Raw genomic sequence first — 19,890 nt, 5'->3', positions numbered from 1 at the left:
GTCAGAAACGAGCGGCCAGTCCGCTCGTTTCTTCTTGTAAAGAAGAGTGCAAATTTGGCCCCGCCCCAGCAGACACAGGCTGACAATCGATGGGCTTTTCAGGGATACTGGGCCCCCTATTTTCCTGCATTATATGTTTTCAGAAAGGAGCCGGAGTTTGGCCGATAAAAAGCTGTTTACTCCTTTATCAGGTATACAACGGATCTTCGAAGCCGTCTTGATCGCCATCACCCTGATGGCTGCTTATCTTCTGCTCGCCCTGTTGTCCTATCATCCCGCCGATCCCGGCTGGTCCCAGACCTCCTGGCAAGGGGAGGTCAAGAACCTCGCCGGTAGTGCCGGGGCCTGGCTCGCCGATATCACTATGTTTACCTTTGGTGCCTTCTCCTATCTGGTTCCACCACTGGTGGTTCTGCTGGGCTGGAGCCTCTTCTGGCGCCCGAGCCGCCTGCTTGATGTGGATTACCTCACCCTGGGGGTACGGATCATTGGCTTTATCCTGACCGTGCTCGGCATGTCGGCCATTGCCAGCATGAACTTCAACGATATGCAGAACTTCTCCGCCGGAGGTCTGGTGGGGGATGTGATCGCTTCTGCAGTGGTGCCGCTGTTTGGCGGCGTCGGGGCCAACCTGATGCTGCTCTGCTTCGTGGCAACCGGCATCACCCTGTTTACCGGCTGGTCCTGGCTCACCATCGTGGAGCAGATCGGCGCGGCCTGTACCGGTTCGGTCAGCGCTGTTTACCACTTCCCGACCACCCTAGGCCGCTGGCTCACCGGTGGCTGGCGTCAACCCCGCAACGAGGGGCCGGATCCCTTGCTGGAAGGCGGGGTAGGGGCCATCGCGTTTGATGACGAGGAAGATGAGCCGCACACCAGCTGGACTCGCAAGCCCAAGGCCAAGAACCAGAAGGCTGCCGCCGAAGAGTGGCTGCCGGAACTCGACGACGATACCTTCGAGTTCGATCCCAAGTTTGATGATGAAGATGATGAGCCAGCTCCGGCTGCCAAACCGAAACGTGCGGTGTCGACTGCCAATGGGCGTCGTCAGCCGGTATTGGCTGTGGCCGATGACGATGATGATGACGATCTGGATCTGCCGTGGGCCGAAGGGGACGACGAGGTCGCCGCACCTGTTGCAGTCGCACCGACCAAGCCCAAGCGTCGTCCGCAATCTACGCTGCCGCCGTTGCCGAGTATCGAGCTGCTCGACCGTCCACCGGCCAAGACCCAGATGATGAGCAAGGATGAGCTGGAGCGTATGGGCCGTCTGGTGGAAGCCAAACTTGCCGACTACAACGTGCAGGCCAAGGTGGTCGGTGTCTATCCGGGCCCTGTCATCACCCGTTTCGAGCTTGATCTGGCGCCGGGCATGAAGGCGAGCAAGATCACCAATCTCTCGCGCGATCTGGCCCGCTCTCTGTCGGCCAGCAGCGTGCGGGTGGTCGAGGTGATCCCGGGCAAGACCTATGTCGGCATTGAGCTGCCCAACCGGGTGCGCCAGACCGTTTACTTGCGCGAAACCCTCGACTGCGATGCGTTCCGCGATAGCCGCAACCCGCTCACTATGGGCCTGGGTCAGGACATCGCCGGTGAGCCGGTGGTGGTGAACCTGGCCAAGATGCCGCACCTGCTGGTGGCCGGTACTACGGGGTCCGGTAAGTCGGTAGGGGTCAACACCATGATCATCTCGATGCTCTACAAGTCGACGCCGGACGACCTGCGCTTCATCATGATCGACCCCAAGATGCTGGAACTCTCGGTTTACGAAGGGATCCCCCATCTGCTGACCGAGGTGGTGACCGACATGAAGGACGCCGCCAACGCCCTGCGCTGGTGTGTGGGCGAGATGGAACGCCGTTACAAGCTGATGTCGGCAGTCGGGGTGCGCAACCTCAAGGGCTACAACGACAAGGTATTGGCCGCCATCGAGGAGGGGGAACCCCTGCTGGATCCGTTGTGGCGACCGGGTGACTCCATGGATCAGATGCCACCGGAGCTGGAGAAACTGCCCCACATCGTGGTGGTGGTGGATGAATTTGCCGACATGATGATGATCGTCGGCAAGAAGGTGGAAGAGCTGATCGCCCGTATCGCCCAGAAGGCGCGGGCCGCCGGTATTCACCTCATTCTGGCGACCCAGCGTCCGTCGGTGGATGTCATTACCGGTCTTATCAAGGCCAACATTCCGACCCGGATCTCGTTCCAGGTATCGAGCAAGATCGACTCGCGCACCATCATCGATCAGGGCGGTGCTGAATCTCTGCTCGGCATGGGCGACATGCTCTACATGCCGGCCGGTACCTCCAACCCGACCCGGGTACACGGTGCGTTCGTCGATGACCACGAGGTACACAAGGTGGTGGCGGACTGGAAACTGCGTGGCGAGCCGAACTACATCGAGGAGATCCTCTCCGGCGAATCTGGTGGTGACGGCGGCAGCGGCGAATATGGCGGTAGTGACGATGAAGAGCTCGATCCCCTGTTCGACGAAGCGGTCGCCTTCGTGGTGGAGTCCCGTCGTGGTTCTACCTCCAGCGTGCAGCGCAAGTTCAAGATTGGTTACAACCGGGCGGCTCGTCTTATCGAGCAAATGGAGAATCAGGGCATCGTCAGCGCCCCGGGTGGCAATGGTCAACGCGACGTGTTGGCACCGCCGCCAGTGCGGGACTAAGACTCACCGTTTCATTCTATCCCTGGCCATGTCCTCCGCGGGCGTGGCCTTTTATCGAGAGCGTCTTTATGAAGAGCGTGATGAAAAAACAACTGTTGATGGGTACCGTGCTGCTGATAGCCAGCAGCCAGGTGTGGGCCGATGCGGCCAGCGATCTCAAGCAGAAGCTGGCTAGTGTCAGCCTCTTCTCTGCCAAGTTTTCCCAGACTGTCTACGACAGCAAGGGCAAGGAGTTGCAGCGCGCCAGCGGCGATCTGCTGGTGCAGCGCCCCAACCATTTCAACTGGCATACCACCTCGCCTGACGAGAACCTTATCGTGGCTGATGGCAAGGATGTCTGGGTATATGACCCCTTCGTCGAGCAGGTGACAGCCCTTAAATTGAAGGATGCGGTGCTCAATACCCCCTTCGTGCTGATCACTGGCAATGACGAAAAGCTGTGGAAGCGCTACGACGTGACCCAGCAGGGGGATGTCTACACCGTCACCAGCAGGGATCCGAGCGAGCTTATAGCCTCCTTCCGTGTCACCTTCGATCGCGACAACAATATCAGTCGTTTTGATGTAAAAGAGGCGCAGGGGCAGTGGACCGAATTTACCCTCAATAGCTTCAACCGCAAGCCGGTGCTCAAGGGTAACGAATTTGTCTTCAAGATCCCGAAGGGGGTCGAGCTGGATGATCAGCGCTGATGAGCAATCTCTCGCTGGATTTCTCGTCGGACTTTCGTCCGTTGGCGGCCCGGATGCGGCCGCAAAACCTCGACCAGTATATCGGTCAGCTGCATATCCTGGGGCCTGACAAGCCCCTGCGCAAAGCGATCCTGGCCGGTCACTGTCACTCGATGATCCTGTGGGGACCACCCGGTACCGGCAAGACCACGCTGGCGGAGCTGATGGCTCACTACTGCCAGGCGGAAGTGGAGCGGCTCTCGGCGGTCACCTCCGGCATCAAGGAGATCCGCGCCGCCATCGACAAGGCCAAAGAGAACAGCTGGCGCGGAGTGCGCACTATCCTCTTCGTGGATGAGGTGCACCGCTTCAACAAGAGCCAGCAGGATGTGTTCCTGCCTCACATCGAAGATGGCACCATCACCTTTATCGGTGCCACCACCGAAAACCCCTCGTTCGAACTCAACAACGCACTGCTCTCACGAGCTCGGGTCTATCTGCTCAAGCGACTGGAGGAGGAGGATATCCTCGCCATGCTCGATCAGGCGATGACCGATCCCCGTGGTCTCAATGATTCGGCACTCACCTTCGCCCCCGGCGTCAAAGAGGCGTTGGCCAAGGCAGTGGATGGGGACGGGCGTAAATCCCTAAACTATCTGGAGCTGTTGGCCGACATGGCCGAAACCGACAGCAGTGGGATGCGGGTGATCGACAGTGCCCTGCTCGCTGCCGTGGTGGGGGAGCACGTGGCCCGCTTCGACAAGGGGGGGGATCACTTCTACGACCTCATCTCGGCGGTACACAAGTCCATTCGCGGCTCGGCGCCGGATGCGGCACTCTACTGGTATGCCCGCATGGTGAGTGCCGGTTGCGATCCGCTCTACATTGCACGCCGCTTGCTGGCGATTGCCTCGGAAGATGTGGGCAATGCCGATCCGCGGGCCATGCAGGTGGCGCTATCTGCCTGGGATTGTTTCCACCGCATCGGGCCAGCGGAAGGGGAGCGGGCTATCGCCCAGGCGATCGTCTATCTCGCCTGTGCGCCCAAGAGCAACGCGGTTTACACCGCCTGGAAGGCAGCGCTCAATGATGCCAAAAACCTCCCTGACTTCGAGGTGCCGGTACACCTGCGCAATGCGCCGACCCGGTTGATGAGTGATCTGGGCTATGGCGCCGAGTATCGCTATGCCCATGACGAGCCGGGCGCCTATGCCGCGGGCGAGGAGTATTTTCCCCCCGAGCTTGCAGGCAAGCAGTACTATCAGCCTACCGATCGTGGCCTTGAAAAGCAGATCGGCCAGAAGCTCGATTATCTCCACGAGCTGGATCGACAGAGCCCGCAAAAACGGGGCCGATAGCCCCGCTTGTTTGTCAGCAGAATGAAAATTGGTCAGGTACCGGAATAATTGGGGTGTTTGACCCCACAAGTCGGCAAAAACGACCCAAATAGTCCCTGTTCGGGCAGGGGGGCGGTCTGCTACACTGCCCCTCTGACCCCGTTGGTTTCGGCCTGATACCATCTTCTTGATTTCGAAGGCCTGACTCTCAAGGCGACGGGGGCCAACCGATGTTAACTTCCGGATCTGTTTTTTAGCCCGTCATGATGACTCAGGCCCAGATCCCTTATTAAAAAAGTAGGTAACCCATGCTGGATCCCAAATATCTGCGCAGCGACATCGATGAAGCTGCCGCTCGTCTGGCGACACGTGGCTACGTTCTGGACGTAGCGGCTGTCAATGCTCTGGAAGAGAAGCGCAAGGATCTGCAGTCCCGTACCCAGGAGCTGCAGGCCGAGCGCAACGCCCGCTCCAAGTCCATCGGTGAGGCTGCCCGTCGCGGTGAAGATGTTGCCCCGCTCAAGGCTGAAGTGACCAAGATCAACGACGAGCTGGAGACCAGCAAGGTTGAGCTGGATGCCCTGCTGGCCCAGCTGAAAACCATTGCCGATGCCATCCCCAACCTGCCGAGCGAAACTACCCCTGTTGGTCGTGACGAAAACGACAACGTGGAAGTGCGTCGCTGGGGTACCCCGCGTCACTTCGACTTCCCGGTACGCGATCACATCGATCTGGGTGAAGCGGCCAAGGGCGTCGATTTCAAGAACGGCGTCAAGCTCTCCGGTTCCCGTTTCGTGGTGATGAAGGGCCAGATTGCCCGTCTGCACCGCGCCCTGGCCCAGTTCATGCTGGATCTGCACACCCTGCAACACGGTTACACCGAGTGCTACGTACCTTATCTGGTCAACCCGGACAGCCTGTACGGTACCGGCCAGCTGCCGAAGTTTTCCCAGGATCTGTTCAATACCGGTATTGACGGCGAAGGGGAAGAAGAGGGCAAGGTGCGCAAGTTCTCCCTGATCCCGACTTCCGAAGTACCGCTTACCAACATGGCGCGCGACGAGATCTTCGACGAGCAGGAGCTGCCGATCAAGATGACCGCTCACAGCCCCTGCTTCCGTTCCGAAGCGGGCTCTTACGGTCGCGATACCCGTGGCCTCATCCGTATGCACCAGTTCGACAAGGTCGAAATGGTGCAGCTGGTTCACCCGGAGAAATCCTGGGAAGCGCTTGAAGAGATGGTGGGTCACGCCGAGAAGGTGCTGCAACTGCTGGAGCTGCCATATCGCGTGATGGCGCTCTCTACCGGTGACATGGGCTTCTGCGCGGCCAAGACTTACGATCTGGAAGTGTGGCTGCCGGCCCAGAACACTTACCGCGAGATCTCTTCCGTCTCCAACTGCACCGACTTCCAGGCGCGCCGCATGCAGGCTCGCGTGCGTGTCGATGGCAAGCCGCAGCTCATTCACACCCTGAATGGCTCCGGTCTGGCTGTAGGCCGTACTCTGGTCGCCGTGATCGAGAACTACCAGCAGGCAGATGGCCGTATCGCCATCCCGGCTGCGCTGCAATCCTACATGGGCGGCCTGACCCACATCGGGTAAGCGCTCGTTGCAGACGACAACGCCATGGCCATGCCATGGCGTTGTGCATTCTGGCGCCGCTCAACCGTTTTTATCGTGAATAAATCTGCGTTTCCGGCGCCTCTTTGAACATGTAACACAATTTTATCAAGCATTGCGCAATCGTTTTTGTTAGACTGCGCCGCAATTTCGCAGGACATCTTTTTCTATGGTCTGGATTGATTACGCCATCATCGGCATCGTCGGTTTTTCTGCACTCATCAGCCTGGTGCGCGGCTTCGTCAAAGAGGCCATGTCTCTCGTCACCTGGTTCGTTGCCTTCTTTATTGCCAGCCACTTCTATCCTGATCTCGCCGCCTATTTTACCTCTTTCTCCGATGCGCTGGTGCGCAACGGTCTGGCCATCGCGGCCCTGTTCGTGGCAACCCTGATCCTGGGCAGCGTGGTGAACTACGTGGTGGGTCTGCTGGTGGACAAGACGGGGCTCTCCGGTACCGATCGGGTGCTTGGAGTCTGCTTCGGCGCAATTCGCGGGGTACTGATCGTCAGTGCCCTGCTTTTTTTCATGGATACCTTCACCAGCCTCTCCCAGAGCGACTGGTGGGCGGCATCCAAGCTGGTGCCGGAGTTCAAGCCGGTGATCCAGTGGTTTTTCGGGTTCATGCTGAACTCATCCAGTTTTCTTAAACAGGTATAGTGACTTCGAGGTAGCAAAGACATGTGTGGTATTGTCGGTATAGTTGGCACCACCCCCGTCAATCAGGCCCTCTACGACGCCTTGACGGTGTTGCAGCACAGGGGACAGGATGCCGCCGGGATCGTGACCATTGATAGTGGAAACTTCCGGCAACGCAAGGCCAATGGCCTGGTGAAGGACGTGTTTGAAGTGCGCCACATGCAGCGTCTGCAAGGGAACATCGGCATAGGTCATGTCAGATACCCCACCGCAGGCAGCTCAAGTGCCGCTGAAGCCCAACCTTTTTATGTGAACTCACCCTACGGCATGGTGCTGGCCCATAACGGCAACCTCACCAACGCCAAGGAACTCAAGGAGCAGCAGTTCAAGGTCGCCCGCCGCCACATCAACACCACCTCCGACTCGGAAGTGTTGCTGAACGTGCTGGCCCACGAGCTGGATCGATGTGACAAGATGGCCCTGCGCCCCGAAGATATCTTCGCCGCGGTGCGCAGAACCCATCAGCAGATCCGCGGTGCATATGCCGTGGTCTCGCTGGTGATTGGCCATGGTCTCATCGGTTTTCGTGATCCCAACGGCATTCGCCCACTGATCCTCGGTCGTCGTCAGGACGAGCAGGGCCAGGTGGAGTACATGCTCGCCTCCGAGAGCGTGGCGCTCGACGCCATCGGTTTCGAGACGGTGCGGGATATTGCGCCGGGTGAAGCCATCTACATCACCGAGCAGGGCCAGCTCTTCTCCGAGCAGTGTGCGGAGAACCCGCAGATGAGCTCCTGCATCTTCGAATATGTCTACTTCGCTCGTCCCGATTCGTGCATCGACAAGGTCTCGGTCTACGCCGCCCGCCTCAACATGGGTCGCAAGCTGGGTCAGAAGATTGCCCGTGAGTGGGAGGATCTCGACGTCGATGTGGTTATCCCCATCCCCGAGACCTCCTGTGACGTGGCGCTGGAGATCGCCCACACCCTGGATCTGCCTTACCGTCAGGGCTTCGTGAAGAACCGCTACATCGGCCGTACCTTCATCATGCCGGGCCAGACCCAGCGCAAGAAGTCGGTGCGTCGCAAACTCAACGCCATCAGCTCCGAATTCAAGGGCAAGAAGGTGTTGCTGGTGGATGATTCCATCGTGCGTGGTACCACATCCGAGCAGATCATCCAGATGGCCCGTGAAGCAGGGGCAGCCAAGGTCTACTTCGCCTCGGCGGCGCCGGAAATTCGCTTCCCCAACGTCTATGGCATCGATATGCCCACCGCCAACGAGCTGATCGCCCACGGCCGTGAAGTGGAAGAGGTGTGCAAGCTGATTGGCGCTGACGGTCTGATTTTCCAGGATCTGGAAGATCTGGAATCGGCTGTGCGGGAGATCAACCCGGATCTGCGTCACTTCGAGACCTCGGTCTTCAATGGCCACTACGTCACCTCCGACGTGGACCAGTCCTATCTGGATCACCTCAACGCCCTGCGCAACGATGACACCAAAGCGGTGCGTGAGTGGCAGGAAGGCACCAGCAATCTGGAAATTTTTAACGAAGGCAGTTAAACGTTTGCGGTTTTGCCGGATGAGATAGCGAGATGGGGGCCAGTGGCCCCCATTGTCGTTTTTGCCTCACACCGGCAGAAGGGGTAGGGGGTATCTGTTTGAAAAACATCCGTTTATCTTGCCGGATATGGGCATGGCCAGCGGGATCCGCTAGCATAGGCGGCAACATATATGATCGATACGCTTTTAAGAGACGAGAGTTCAGATGGATGATCTGCTAGCCCCCGTGCGCCAGTTCTTGCAGTGCGAAACCCCTGACGAGTGGGTGGAGATGGCGCGGGATCCTGCCCGTTTGCCAACCCTGCTCATCGATCACGCCAACTGCGAGACCAAGGCTGCACTCACTGCACACAGTCTGGTGCGCCGCTACTGCCTGCCCAAGGGCAAGCGTCATCTGCTGCCCAAGCTGGAGTTCTATCGCGAGCTGGACGCCATTCCGGAGAAGGCCGAGATCCTGGGCAAACGCAGCATGGGGGAGTCTGATCGCACCGTCTTTGCCGAGCTGGAGCGCAATCCGCTGCTGTTTCCCATGGTGCGTCTCATTCAGGAGGAGCTGCATCACTTCGAGCAGGTGCTGGAGATCATGCAGGCCCGCGGCATCGAATACGGGCCGGTGACGGCCTCCCGCTATGCCCGCCAGTTGATGCAGCATGTGCGCACCCATGAGCCGGCCACCATAGTCGACAAGATGATCATCGGCGCCTATATCGAGGCCCGCTCCTGCGAGCGTTTTGCCAAGCTGGCGCCCCATCTGGACGAAGAGCTGAGCCGCTTCTATGTCTCTTTGCTGCGCTCCGAAGCGCGCCACTATCAGGATTACCTGAGCCTGGCCGAACAGTACGCAGGGGAGGATATCAGCGAGCGGGTGGCCTTCTTTGGCAAGTTGGAAGCCGAGCTAATCTGCTCGCCGGATCCGCAGTTCCGGTTTCATAGCGGCCTGCCTGTCACATCTGACAGTTGTTGACGCACAGGGGGCAAACTACTATTGCCCTGTTCCTACTACGAGCGACAAGTAGTTACTTTTGAGCGCAATTCCCGGCCCTGAGCCGGGATCTTTTTTTCTGTCGTACCTCCTTCCTGCTTTTGGCGCTCTATGCTGAATCCCTGGCTATTTTTGCGTCTTCCCCTTGCGATGAAATCCTGTTCGATCAGCCGGTTATTGTGGTGATAAAGTGCTCATTCAGGTGGCTCACCCTTGTAGAAATGGGCGAAACCGTGTACTTTTTTGCCTTCGCAAGATTTGAATAACCAATCAATAGGAGCGTGTATGCGCATTGTTCTGTTGGGGGCTCCGGGCGCCGGCAAAGGTACCCAGGCTCAGTTCATCATGGAAAAACACGGTATTCCCCAGATCTCCACCGGCGACATGCTGCGTGCGGCGATCAAAGCGGGCACCGAGCTCGGTCTGAAAGCCAAAGCTGTGATGGACGCAGGTCAGCTGGTCTCTGACGACATCATCATCGGTCTGGTGAAAGAGCGCATCGCTCAGCCGGACTGCGCCAAAGGCTTCCTGTTGGACGGTTTCCCGCGCACCATTCCCCAGGCGCAAGCCATGAAGGACGCCGGTGTTGTGGTTGATTTCGTGCTGGAGTTCGATGTGCCGGACGAAGAGATCGTCAAGCGCATGAGCGGCCGTCGCGTTCACTCCGGCTCCGGCCGTACCTACCACGTGGTGTTCAACCCGCCGAAAGTGGAAGGCAAGGATGACGTGACCGGTGAAGATCTGGTGATCCGCGCCGACGACGAAGAGACCACAGTACGCAAGCGTCTGGATGTATATCATCAGCAGACCGCGCCGCTGATCGGTTTCTACGGCAAAGAGGCGGAAGCGGGCCACACCCGTTACGTCAAGATCGACGGCACCCAGCCGGTTGATCTGGTCAGCAAGCAGCTTGCCACCATTCTGGGCTGATCTTTGCTGCCGGCACTGTTTCCCGTGCCATCAGATAAATAAAGAGAAGGGCCCTGTCGGGCCCTTTTTGCATAATGACAGATAGACAGGAAGCCAACGTGACCACGAAAACCGGAATATTGCTGGTCAATCTGGGTACCCCAGCCGCACCGACCACCGCTGCCGTCAAAGCGTTCCTCAGCCAGTTCCTGCACGATCCCCGTGTGGTGGACCTGCCCCGCTACCTCTGGTGCCCGCTGCTCCACTTCATCATCTTGCCGACGCGCTCGCCCAAAGTGGCCAAGCTCTATCAGCAGGTGTGGACCGAGCAGGGCTCGCCGCTGATGGTGATAAGCAAGCAGCAGCGCGCCGCGCTGGAGCAGGAGCTCAAGCGGGAGGGGGTCGAGGTGCCGGTGGAGCTGGCGATGACCTATGGTTCCCCGTCAGTGAATGATGGCTGGCAGGCGCTCAAGGCCAAAGGGGTCAACCGGGTGATCCTGTTGCCGCTCTATCCGCAATATTCGGTCAGTACCACTGCCTCGGTCTTCGATGCCTGGGGCAAGGCAATGAAGAGAGAACGCAATCTGCCGGTGGTGCGGCTTATTCGTGATTATCACGCCCATCCCGAATACATTCAGGCGCTGGCCATGAGCGTGCGCCGTCACTGGGAGCAGCACGGTCAGGGTGATCACCTGCTGATGTCGTTCCACGGTATTCCCGAGCGCTACGAGAACGAAGGGGACCCCTATGGTCACCAGTGTCGCCATACCGCCAGCTTGCTGGCCGAGGCGCTCGGGCTGGAGGCCGGGCAGTGGACGGCCAGCTTCCAGTCCCGCTTTGGCAAGGAGGAGTGGCTCAAGCCCTACACAGACGTGACCATTGCTGGCCTGCCGGCCGCCGGGGTCAAGCGACTCGATGTGATTTGCCCTGCCTTTGCCGCCGACTGCCTCGAAACCCTTGAGGAAATTCAGGTACAGAATCGGGAGATCTTCATGGAGGCCGGTGGCGAGCGGTTTGAATATATTCCGGCCCTCAACAGCGATCAGGCCCACATCAGGATGATGGTCTCGCTCATCTGCCGCGAATTGGCATGAGTGACCGGCAGTCAGTCAAACAAGGAGTCGAGTCATGGTACATATCACGCTGATCTACGCAGGCCTGCTTGGACTGCTGTTTCTGGGGCTCTCCTTCTGGGTTGTCAAACGCCGCGCCCAGTTCGGGGTGATGATAGGGCAGGGGGAAGCCCCCGAGCTGCTGGCGGCGATCCGGGCCCACGGCAATTTTGCCGAGTATGTGCCGCTGACCCTGCTGCTGATGGCGCTGTGCGAGCTATCCGGTGCCGGTGCGCTTTGGCTGCATGTGGGTGGCGCCATGCTACTGGTTGGCCGCATCCTGCATGCCATCGGCATCCAGATCCCCAAAGCCCCCAATGTGCCCCGTTTTCTGGGCACCTTGCTGTTCTGGCTCGCCCTCGGCCTCTTCTCGGTGCTGGCTCTGTTGCAGGGCATGGCGGCCGCCTGAAAACAGGCGCTTTTTTATGCTACTGAACCACCCCGGACGGGGTGGTTTTTTTATGGCGAAAAGGCAAACGTTTTTCCTTGCGGGCCTTGTCTATACTGACTCCATTATTTAAACAGGGCGACTTTTCGGGGCGGCGGATTGTGTTAAAATCCCGCCCCTCTTTCCCCCAGAGCACAGAACATTGCCATGAAATTTCCCGGTCAGCGCAAGTCCAAACACTACTTCCCTGTCGACAGACGCGATCCCCTGGTTCCGCAAAATCCCCTGTTAACCGAGCTGGGCAAAGCCTACGTGGTCGGGATTGATCAGACCCTGGTTGATATTGAAGCCCATGTGGATGAAGACTTTCTGACCCGTTATGGTCTGAGCAAGGGGCACTCCGTCGTCATTAATGACGACGTGGCAGAACGCATTTATGACGAGCTCAAGGCCAACAACATGGTGGTGAGCGAGTTTGCCGGTGGCACCATCGGCAACACGGTACATAACTACTCGGTACTGGCCGACTCCCACTCCATCCTGCTGGGTGTGATGAGTCAGGACATTCGCATCGGTTGCTACGCCTACCGTTATCTGTGCAACACCTCTTCCCGCGTCAATCTGGACTATCTGCAGCCGGTTGATGGCCCCATCGGCCGTTGCTTCACCTTCATCACCGAGTGCGGCGAGCGCAGCTTCGGCATCAACGCCGGCAAGATGAACCAGCTGGATGTGCAGCACATTCCGGAGGATGTGATCAAAGGGGCGTCTGCACTGGTGATCACCGCCTATCTGGTACGCGGTGACGATGGTGATCCGATGAAAGAGGCGGCCATGACTGCGGTGCGTTATGCCCGTGAGGCCGGTATTCCCGTGGTGCTGACCCTGGGCACCCGTTTCGTCATCGACGAAAACCCCCAGTGGTGGCGCGACTTCATTGCCGAGAACGTGACCGTGCTGGCGATGAACGAAGACGAAGGTGAAGCCCTGACCGGTATCGCTGATCCGCTCGGTGCGGCCGACAAGGCGCTCGACTGGGCCGACATGGTGCTCTGTACTGCTGGCCCCATCGGCCTCTACATGGCGAGCTACACCGACGAGGACTACAAGCGCGAGACCACTCATACCCTGCTGCCGGGCGTTATCCCCGAGTTCAACATGTATGAGTTCAGCCGCCCGATGGCCCGTGCCAAGTGCCGCAAACCGGCCCGTATCTACTCCCACATCTCCCCGTATATGGGTGGCCCGGAGAAGATCAAGAACACCAACGGGGCAGGGGATGGCGCCCTTTCCGCCGTGCTGCACGACATGGTGGCCAACTCCTATCACCGGATGAATGTGCCCAATTCCGCCAAGCACATCTCCGAGTTCCTGACTTACTCCTCACTGGCCCAGGTGTGCAAATACGCCAACCGCGTCAGCTACGAGGTGTTGGCCCAGAGCAGTCCCCGTCTCTCCCGCGGTTTGCCGGAGAAAGAGGACAGCCTGGAAGAGGTTTACTGGGAGCGTTGATCTCCTGAATCTGCAAGACGCCTCCATCGGGAGGCGTTTTTGCAGGCAAATGGGGGTTATCCCGGCTTTTTTCCCAGAATAACCCCAATATGCTTGAGTCCATGTCACTTTTGCGACACCATTTGGCCATCGTATTGTCGCCCGACAATGCCGCAGCACCCGAAAGAAAGAGAGAATCCCATGAGCATGCTTAACGACAACCTTGACGCCAATTTCCAACTGTTTATCGAACAAGTCCGCGAGTCGGGTCAGGTGTGGGGTCTGCGCTATGGGGAAGACTGGGTCGTCTGCCGCTCCGCCGAATTTGAAGATGCCGACGTGATGCCGCTCTGGTCTGCCGAAGAGGACGCCCGTCTGCACTGCGTCGACGAGTGGGCCGATTACGAGCCGGAAGTGATCGATCTGGAAGAGTTTCTCGATATCTGGATCAACGATCTGGATGAAGACGATGTGCTGGTCGGCCCGAACTGGAACGCCGATCTGGAAGGTCAGGAGCTCGAACCCATCGAGCTGGCCAAGGCACTGGTTGAACTGGACGCCTGAAAGCGCCTCCATTGATGGCCTGAATGCACAGGCCATCGGGACAAAGACCGGCACCCGTGAGGGTGCCGGTCTTTTTTATGGTCGAATGGCCCGATTGATGAGTTAAAAGCCGATTTGCCTTTGCACCTGTCAGGGGGATGGTCCATCATCAACCTTTTGCCAAGGGAGGAGCGCCATGTTTGTATTCGACGTAACGGGAGCTGCGGGTGAGAAGGCCAGCATTCGGGTGCAGGCGCTGGATTGGGCGCAAGCCGGACCTGTGACCTTCCAGTGCGATGATGATCAGCTGGCGGTCGTGCTCCTGAGCGGTTGTCGTTGCGATGCGGTGGGCTTTTTCAATCTGTTGGCGGGGTGCAAACCCCTCTATATCGAGCAGTGGCTCAGCTATCTGCAAGAGAGCGGTCGCATTGGCAAGTGGAGTCACCAGACCGAGAGTCCCGCCGATGGGGACTATCTGGCCAGAGCCGGTCTGGAGCACGATGAGCTCAATTCCCTGCTTGGCCTGGTCTATCAGGTGGCGGGGTTCAATCGCCTGCAAATCAACCGTTACCTCAAGAACCGCCACAACCCTACCACACTGGCGACCCGTTACGATCAGAAAGAGCTGGAGCGCTATCGCCAGCTCAATGACATCATTCTGACCCTTTTGAAGCTGAAGCATCCTCAGTAAAGAGTCCCAGCTGGCTGATATCCGGTCGCAGCGGTTGCGGCCGGGCGATCAGATAGCCCTGCAAACCATCCACGTACATCCCCTGCAGCAGCTGTTTCTGGCCAAGCTGTTCCACCCCCTCTGCAATCACCTGACATCCCATCCGATGTGATACATCGACGATCATCCGCACGAACTGCTGGTTGGTCTGATCCTGCTCCAGCCCGGTGATCAGGGCAGGGTCCAGCTTGATGTAGTCGGGCTTGAGCTCGCGAAACAGGGTAAAGGAGCCGATCCCCTTGCCGAAATTGGCGATCGCCGAGCGGCTGCCGTTACGGCGCAGCAGTTCAAACACCCGCTTGGCGCCGGTCAAGTTGCGTTCCAGATGCTCTTCATCCAGTTCGAACACCAGATTGGCGCTGGTATTGGGATCTTTGAGCAGCTGACGGTCAAGCCAGATCAGGAAGGCGCTGTTTTGCAGCAGGTTGGGGGAGAGGTTGATCCCCCAGCGACTCTGGTTGGCACCAAAGGCCCGGTACTGGCGCATGATGTGGGTAATGACCAGCTGCTCCAGCCGCATCACCATATCCAGCCGCTGGGCCATGGCAAACAGGGTGTCGGTGGGCAGGGCGGTGCCGTCATTGCCGCTGAAGCGGGTGTAGATCTCGTTGTAAGCCAGCATGCTGCGGTGCAGGGGCTGGATCGGCTGGTAGGTAAAGCTGAGGCGCTCCTGCGCCAGCACTTCGGTCAACACGTCGCGCCAGTGGTGTTGGCCCTGCAGATCGGAGGCGCTGTCATCCTGCTGGATGGCCCAGCCGTTGATGGTTTCGGTCTGGGCGCGAGCCAGCGCCAGATCCGCTCTGGCCAGTACGGCTTCGATTTTCTGGCCGCTGCTGAGCTTGGTCAGCCCCGAGTAACCGGTGCTCTCCAGCTCGTGCTGATCCTGATAGTGATCGAAGGCCACCTTCAAATCCTGCCCCAGCAGATGGGGGGGAATATTGGCCACCGGTTGTACCAGCACGGCGAAATCGGCCCCCGAAATGCGATAGACCTGATTGCCCGGGAAGCGGCTTACCACCCGCTTGATAAGGGCCGCCATGTCCTTGATGTAGGCATCACCAGACTGGAAGCCGCGCTGGGCGTTGATCTTGCCAAGCTCGGTGGCACGGATCAGCACCAGGGTCGCGGTCTGGGTGTCCTGATCCCGCTGCAGCAACTCGGTCATGTCGCGGCGAAACGCGTGGCGGTTGAGTAGCTGGGTCAGCTCGTCGGTGGTGGCCAGGTTGCTGAGCTCGGTCAGCTGGCGATGGGCGCTCTGCTCGGCGCTTTCGAACTGCTCCAGCAGCTGTTGCAGCACCTCCCGGGAGGCGGGCTCATCGAGTTGTGAGGGATCCCGCCCTCTGATCGCCTTGACCCAGGTGAGCTCCTGATGCTGGATCATGCCATCCATGGTGCGGATGGCCAGCATCAACAGCAGGATCATGCCAAGCAGTGTGGTGGCCAGAATAATCACCAAAGTGAGCGGTGTGCTCTGAAGGGCCAACCAAACTGCTTGCAGGAGCAGCAGGGGTATGGTCACTATGGTGGCGATCAGAAAGAGGGTACGTCCGAGCTTGTGAACCATCTTGTCATCCTTGAAGTGGCTGCTTTGTGGGGGAATTTTAACCAAGCTGGCGGAGCAAAGCATGCTATTCCTCGCAACTCGGTGAAAAGGGTCAATTGAGATCGGTTAAATGTGAGTGAAACCACTTTCACAGGTGCCGAAACAGGCGAAGATGAGTTGAAAATAGATCAAACAAGGCAGAGGTAAATCATGTTGTTAGAGCCCGAAAATAGTGCCAAAGCACGACAATTATTGAACCAGAGTATGGCACTGGTGCTGGCGGGTGGACGTGGTAGTCGCCTGAAGCAGTTGACTGACAACCGCGCCAAGCCTGCCGTCCATTTCGGTGGCAAATTCCGGATCATTGATTTTGTGCTCTCCAACTGTATCAACTCGGGGATCCGCCGCGTTGGTGTAGTCACCCAATACAAGTCTCACAGCCTGCTGCGTCACCTGCAATCGGGCTGGTCCTTCCTGCGTTACCAGATGAACGAATTCATCGACTTGCTCCCTGCCCAGCAACGGGTGGACGAGGTGCACTGGTATCGCGGCACCGCCGATGCCATCTATCAGAACGTCGATATCATCCGTGACTACGGCCCCAAATACCTGGTGGTGCTGGCGGGGGATCACATCTACAAGATGGATTACGCCGCCATGCTGCTCGACCATGTGCGCCTCGGTGCCAAGGTGACGGTCGCTTGTATCGAGGTGCCGCGGGCCGAGGCATCCGCCTTCGGGATCATGGATATCGACGAGCAGCGCAAGATCCGCGCCTTCGTCGAAAAACCGGCCAATCCGCCCGCCATGCCGGGTTGTGAAGATCGCTCGCTGGCCTCCATGGGGATCTATATCTTCGAGGCGGAGTACCTCTACCAACTGCTGGAGGAGGATATTCACAATCAGGACTCCAAACACGACTTCGGGATGGATGTGATCCCCCGCATCGTGGAGGAGGGGATGGCATTTGCTCACCCCTTCAACATGTCCTGTGTCGGGGCGCGCGAGGGGCAAAAGCCCTATTGGCGTGACGTGGGCACGCTGGACTCCTTCTGGGAAGCGAACATGGATCTCGCCTCCGTGCTGCCCGAGCTCGATATCTACGATCAGAACTGGCCTATCTGGACCAGCCAGACCCTGACGCCACCGGCCAAGTTTGTGCAGGACAGAAATGGCCAGCACGGCATGACCATCAACTCCATGTTCTCGGGCGGTACCATTGTCAGCGGATCGTTTGTGCTCAATTCGGTACTCTTTACCAATGTGCGGGTGCACTCCTTCTGCACCCTGGATCAAGCCATCATCTTCCCCGGGGTCGAGATTGGCGCCGGTTGCCGTCTGCGCCGGGTGGTGGTGGACAAGGGATGTGTGCTGCCCGATGGGCTGGTGGTGGGCGAGAATGCCGATGAGGATAGCCGCCGCTTCTACCGCTCCGAGCAGGGGATTGTGCTGGTGACCAAGGAGATGCTGGACAAGCTGGTTTGAGGGAGACCCTTGAAACTGTGTCAGACGCTGTAATGAAAAGGGAGCCAATTTGGCTCCCTTTTTCATGCTGGTGAATGGCGAGGATTACTCGCTAACCACTGCTTTAGCGGCCATCACCATGGCGGTGCCGTGCTTGCCACCGGCAGCGGTCACTTGCGGTACGCCATCTTCATCGGTGTCGCTGCCGGCACCTTCGATGATGTTCTCGCCGGAGTCACCAATCCACTCGGCCATCTGCATGCCACCGTTGACGGTGCCACGGAACCAGCTGACGTACTGACCGGTCAGCTTGGCCAGCTCCAGCTCGGGCGCCTTCTCGGCCCCTTCGTTGCGCAGGTTCAGCATGGCAGAGCGCAGGGCGCCGGAGATGGCAGCCTGGGTCCAGGGGGTGTATTCACCCTGTTTACCCGCCAGCCAGGTGCCCGCTTTGGCATTGAAGTAGGCCTTGTCGGCAGCGATAAACAGCTCGCGGGCGGCAGTGCGGTACTTGGCATCGGAGGTAGCGAGGAACGCAGCCGTCAGACCACGGATGGCGGCGAACTGCGCATCGATGGAGTAGCCGGCATCGAGCTTGCCACCCAGGGTTATGCCGTCATGCACCAGACCATTTTTGCCCTTGAGGTTGGCAAGGATGAAATCGGCCTGCTTGCGGATCAAGTCGAGCGCCTCTTGACCCTGCTTGGTCTTGAGGTTCAGCTCGCCATTGTCACCGGCGGCGTAACCGACCGGCAGCGCGTCCTGAGCGCGCTGGAAGATCTGCAGGGCGACCAGTGCGTAAGCGGCGTCAAAGGTGGTGACGTGTTTGCCCTGTTTGCCTGCCTGCCAGCTGTCGACCAGGGTGCCAGCCTTGGCATCAAAGTGCAGGGCCGCCAGGTTCTTGAAGGTGAGGTTGGAGAGATTGATCGCCAGCGAAAAGGCATCGCTGCCCGCAACGGCTTTGCCCAGGTCATTGGTCTTGTTGGCAGCCGGTGCGGCGGCAAACGGCGCACCGTCAAACACGGCGTGGAAGGCCGGGTTCTGGTTGGTGTTAGCGCTGCGCTGATCGCTGAAGGCATAGAACTCGGAGAGCGGCCACAGCATCATCCAGGCATCGCGCAGCTGGGCGGAACCATCCACCACCTCCAGCTTACCGATGGCGCCGGCATCGTTGTTGCTGGTTTCGGTCACTTTCACCTGATGGGGGAAGTAAATCACGCCCTTGGCCGGATCGTACTGCGGGGTGATCTTGGCGCCCAGTTGCTTGCCGTCGAAGCCAAGCTGGTTCTGCATGATGGCCAGCTTGTCGATGGATTGCTCGGTCAGCATCATGCCGTTGAAGCCGTCGGCGGCAGAGACGCCCAGCTTGTGCTTGCCATCCTGATCCATGGTGGCGGAGGCGGCTTCTACCTCTTCATCGGTCTCGGCCACGTGCATGCCGCCGAGGAAGTCTTGCGACCACATCACCTCTTTGAGCAGGATGCCGCCCACGGCTGCGGGTACCAGCAGGTTGTCACTGCCGCTCCAGCGCAGGGTGCTGTAGTCACGGAAGTAGGCGGGCACCTGGGTCTTGACGGTCTTCTCGGTCCCTTTGGCGGTCTTGATGGTGATCTGATCGCCATTGACCGGAGTGGCGTTGACGGCCTGGGCAAACTCTGGATTGGCGGAGGCGTAGGGCAGGGAGAGGGGATACATGCCTTGCGGCACTTCATCAGCCGGGAAGCCAACCGCATCGGCCATGGCCAGCACCCGTTGCCCCAGAGAGGCCATGGTGCCACCACGGGCCAGGTTTTGCGGCCCGTTCACCAGATGTGGGCCCATGCCGGATTGGTAGTTGAGGGCGTACATCGCCTCTTCGGAGTATTCGTAGGATTCGATGCCGGCAGCGAAGTCGAACGGAGTTGGTTCATCGGCACGGTTGGCATCCAGCACATCCAGATCCAGCCCCAGTGCTTCGGCTAGCGGCTCGCCAGAGAGCTCGAATTCGGTATAGGCCAGCATGTTGGCGGCGGTATTGAATGTCTTGTCTTCGACCTTGACGGCAGCGTGTGCGGCGCCGCTGATCAATGCGCAGGCGATCGCCTGAACCAGTACGGTTTTTCTCATGTCCCTTCTCACCATTGGTTTTATTATTGACGCTTCTCATGACGAATCTAAATGAGAATGGTCTGCATTATGCTGTGTTGAGGGTGACTTGAGAAGTAAAAAACCGTCCCGATCGGCTGCACGT

The 19,890-nt window shown here is 58.8% G+C and carries 16 protein-coding genes; 14 read left to right on the top strand and 2 right to left on the bottom strand.

Going from position 1 to position 19,890, the window contains the following annotated elements; genetic code table 11:
• Positions 1–157: 157 nt before the first annotated feature.
• The 13 genes from G5171_RS07465 to G5171_RS07405 all read left to right on the top strand — a co-directional run bounded on the left by G5171_RS07465 (position 158) and on the right by G5171_RS07405 (position 14,617).
• Positions 158–2,674 carry a DNA translocase FtsK 4TM domain-containing protein gene (locus tag G5171_RS07465; RefSeq protein WP_421212137.1) on the top strand — a complete coding sequence of 839 codons (2,517 nt, stop codon included), beginning with the start codon at positions 158–160 and terminating at the stop codon, positions 2,672–2,674.
• Positions 2,675–2,754: 80 nt separating this feature from the next.
• The gene (gene lolA / locus G5171_RS07460) at positions 2,755–3,363 is read left to right on the top strand and encodes an outer membrane lipoprotein chaperone LolA (RefSeq protein WP_421212136.1); all 609 of its coding nucleotides are present in this window, start codon (positions 2,755–2,757) and stop codon (positions 3,361–3,363) included.
• The gene (locus tag G5171_RS07455) at positions 3,363–4,700 is read left to right on the top strand and encodes a replication-associated recombination protein A (protein ID WP_421212135.1); all 1,338 of its coding nucleotides are present in this window, start codon (positions 3,363–3,365) and stop codon (positions 4,698–4,700) included. The genes lolA and G5171_RS07455 overlap by 1 nt, the downstream gene beginning before the upstream one ends.
• A 287-nt stretch (positions 4,701–4,987) precedes the next feature.
• Positions 4,988–6,283, top strand: a complete 1,296-nt coding sequence (gene serS, locus G5171_RS07450; protein ID WP_216978961.1) for a serine--tRNA ligase — start codon at positions 4,988–4,990, stop codon at positions 6,281–6,283.
• A gap of 187 nt (positions 6,284–6,470) precedes the next feature.
• Positions 6,471–6,959 (top strand): CvpA family protein, encoded by a 489-nt coding sequence (locus G5171_RS07445; protein ID WP_033115174.1) that lies wholly within the window; start codon positions 6,471–6,473, stop codon positions 6,957–6,959.
• Positions 6,960–6,980: 21 nt separating this feature from the next.
• Positions 6,981–8,501, top strand: a complete 1,521-nt coding sequence (gene purF, locus G5171_RS07440; RefSeq protein WP_158113146.1) for an amidophosphoribosyltransferase — start codon at positions 6,981–6,983, stop codon at positions 8,499–8,501.
• Between the two features lie 205 nt (positions 8,502–8,706).
• The gene (gene miaE, locus G5171_RS07435) at positions 8,707–9,465 is read left to right on the top strand and encodes a tRNA isopentenyl-2-thiomethyl-A-37 hydroxylase MiaE (protein ID WP_005346385.1); all 759 of its coding nucleotides are present in this window, start codon (positions 8,707–8,709) and stop codon (positions 9,463–9,465) included.
• A 303-nt stretch (positions 9,466–9,768) separates the two neighbouring features.
• A complete protein-coding gene (gene adk, locus G5171_RS07430; RefSeq protein WP_005337083.1) occupies positions 9,769–10,413 on the top strand; it encodes an adenylate kinase in 645 nt (214 codons plus the stop codon).
• Positions 10,414–10,511: 98 nt separating this feature from the next.
• Positions 10,512–11,486, top strand: coding sequence for a ferrochelatase (gene hemH, locus G5171_RS07425; RefSeq protein ID WP_076494673.1), 975 nt, complete (start codon positions 10,512–10,514; stop codon positions 11,484–11,486).
• 34 nt (positions 11,487–11,520) lie between these two features.
• Positions 11,521–11,913, top strand: a complete 393-nt coding sequence (locus G5171_RS07420; protein WP_108542670.1) for an MAPEG family protein — start codon at positions 11,521–11,523, stop codon at positions 11,911–11,913.
• Between the two features lie 186 nt (positions 11,914–12,099).
• Complete coding sequence (locus G5171_RS07415) at positions 12,100–13,404, top strand: inosine/guanosine kinase (RefSeq protein ID WP_005337079.1); 1,305 nt, start codon at positions 12,100–12,102, stop codon at positions 13,402–13,404.
• A 180-nt stretch (positions 13,405–13,584) separates the two neighbouring features.
• Positions 13,585–13,947 (top strand): DUF2750 domain-containing protein, encoded by a 363-nt coding sequence (locus G5171_RS07410; RefSeq protein WP_005337077.1) that lies wholly within the window; start codon positions 13,585–13,587, stop codon positions 13,945–13,947.
• Positions 13,948–14,122: 175 nt separating this feature from the next.
• Positions 14,123–14,617, top strand: coding sequence for a hypothetical protein (locus G5171_RS07405; protein ID WP_265783649.1), 495 nt, complete (start codon positions 14,123–14,125; stop codon positions 14,615–14,617).
• Here the strand turns inward: G5171_RS07405 and G5171_RS07400 are convergent.
• On the bottom strand, positions 14,580–16,220 hold the full coding sequence (locus G5171_RS07400; protein WP_376902831.1) for an EAL domain-containing protein: 1,641 nt from the start codon (positions 16,218–16,220) through the stop codon (positions 14,580–14,582). The genes G5171_RS07405 and G5171_RS07400 overlap by 38 nt on opposite strands.
• A gap of 189 nt (positions 16,221–16,409) precedes the next feature.
• Between G5171_RS07400 and glgC the strand changes: the two genes are divergently transcribed.
• Positions 16,410–17,684, top strand: a complete 1,275-nt coding sequence (gene glgC, locus G5171_RS07395; protein ID WP_005337070.1) for a glucose-1-phosphate adenylyltransferase — start codon at positions 16,410–16,412, stop codon at positions 17,682–17,684.
• Between the two features lie 84 nt (positions 17,685–17,768).
• Here the strand turns inward: glgC and G5171_RS07390 are convergent, their stop codons facing one another.
• Positions 17,769–19,766: a hypothetical protein gene (locus tag G5171_RS07390; RefSeq protein WP_421260018.1), complete on the bottom strand. Its 1,998-nt coding sequence runs from the start codon at positions 19,764–19,766 to the stop codon at positions 17,769–17,771.
• Between the last annotated feature and the right edge of the window lie 124 nt (positions 19,767–19,890).

Source organism: Aeromonas sp. 600774 (assembly GCF_049175075.1).
In the GTDB taxonomy this organism is placed as follows: Bacteria; Pseudomonadota; Gammaproteobacteria; order Enterobacterales; family Aeromonadaceae; genus Aeromonas; species Aeromonas veronii_A.
The sequence above is the reverse complement of the archived record's forward strand: the minus strand, read 5'-3'. Positions and strand labels throughout refer to the sequence as shown.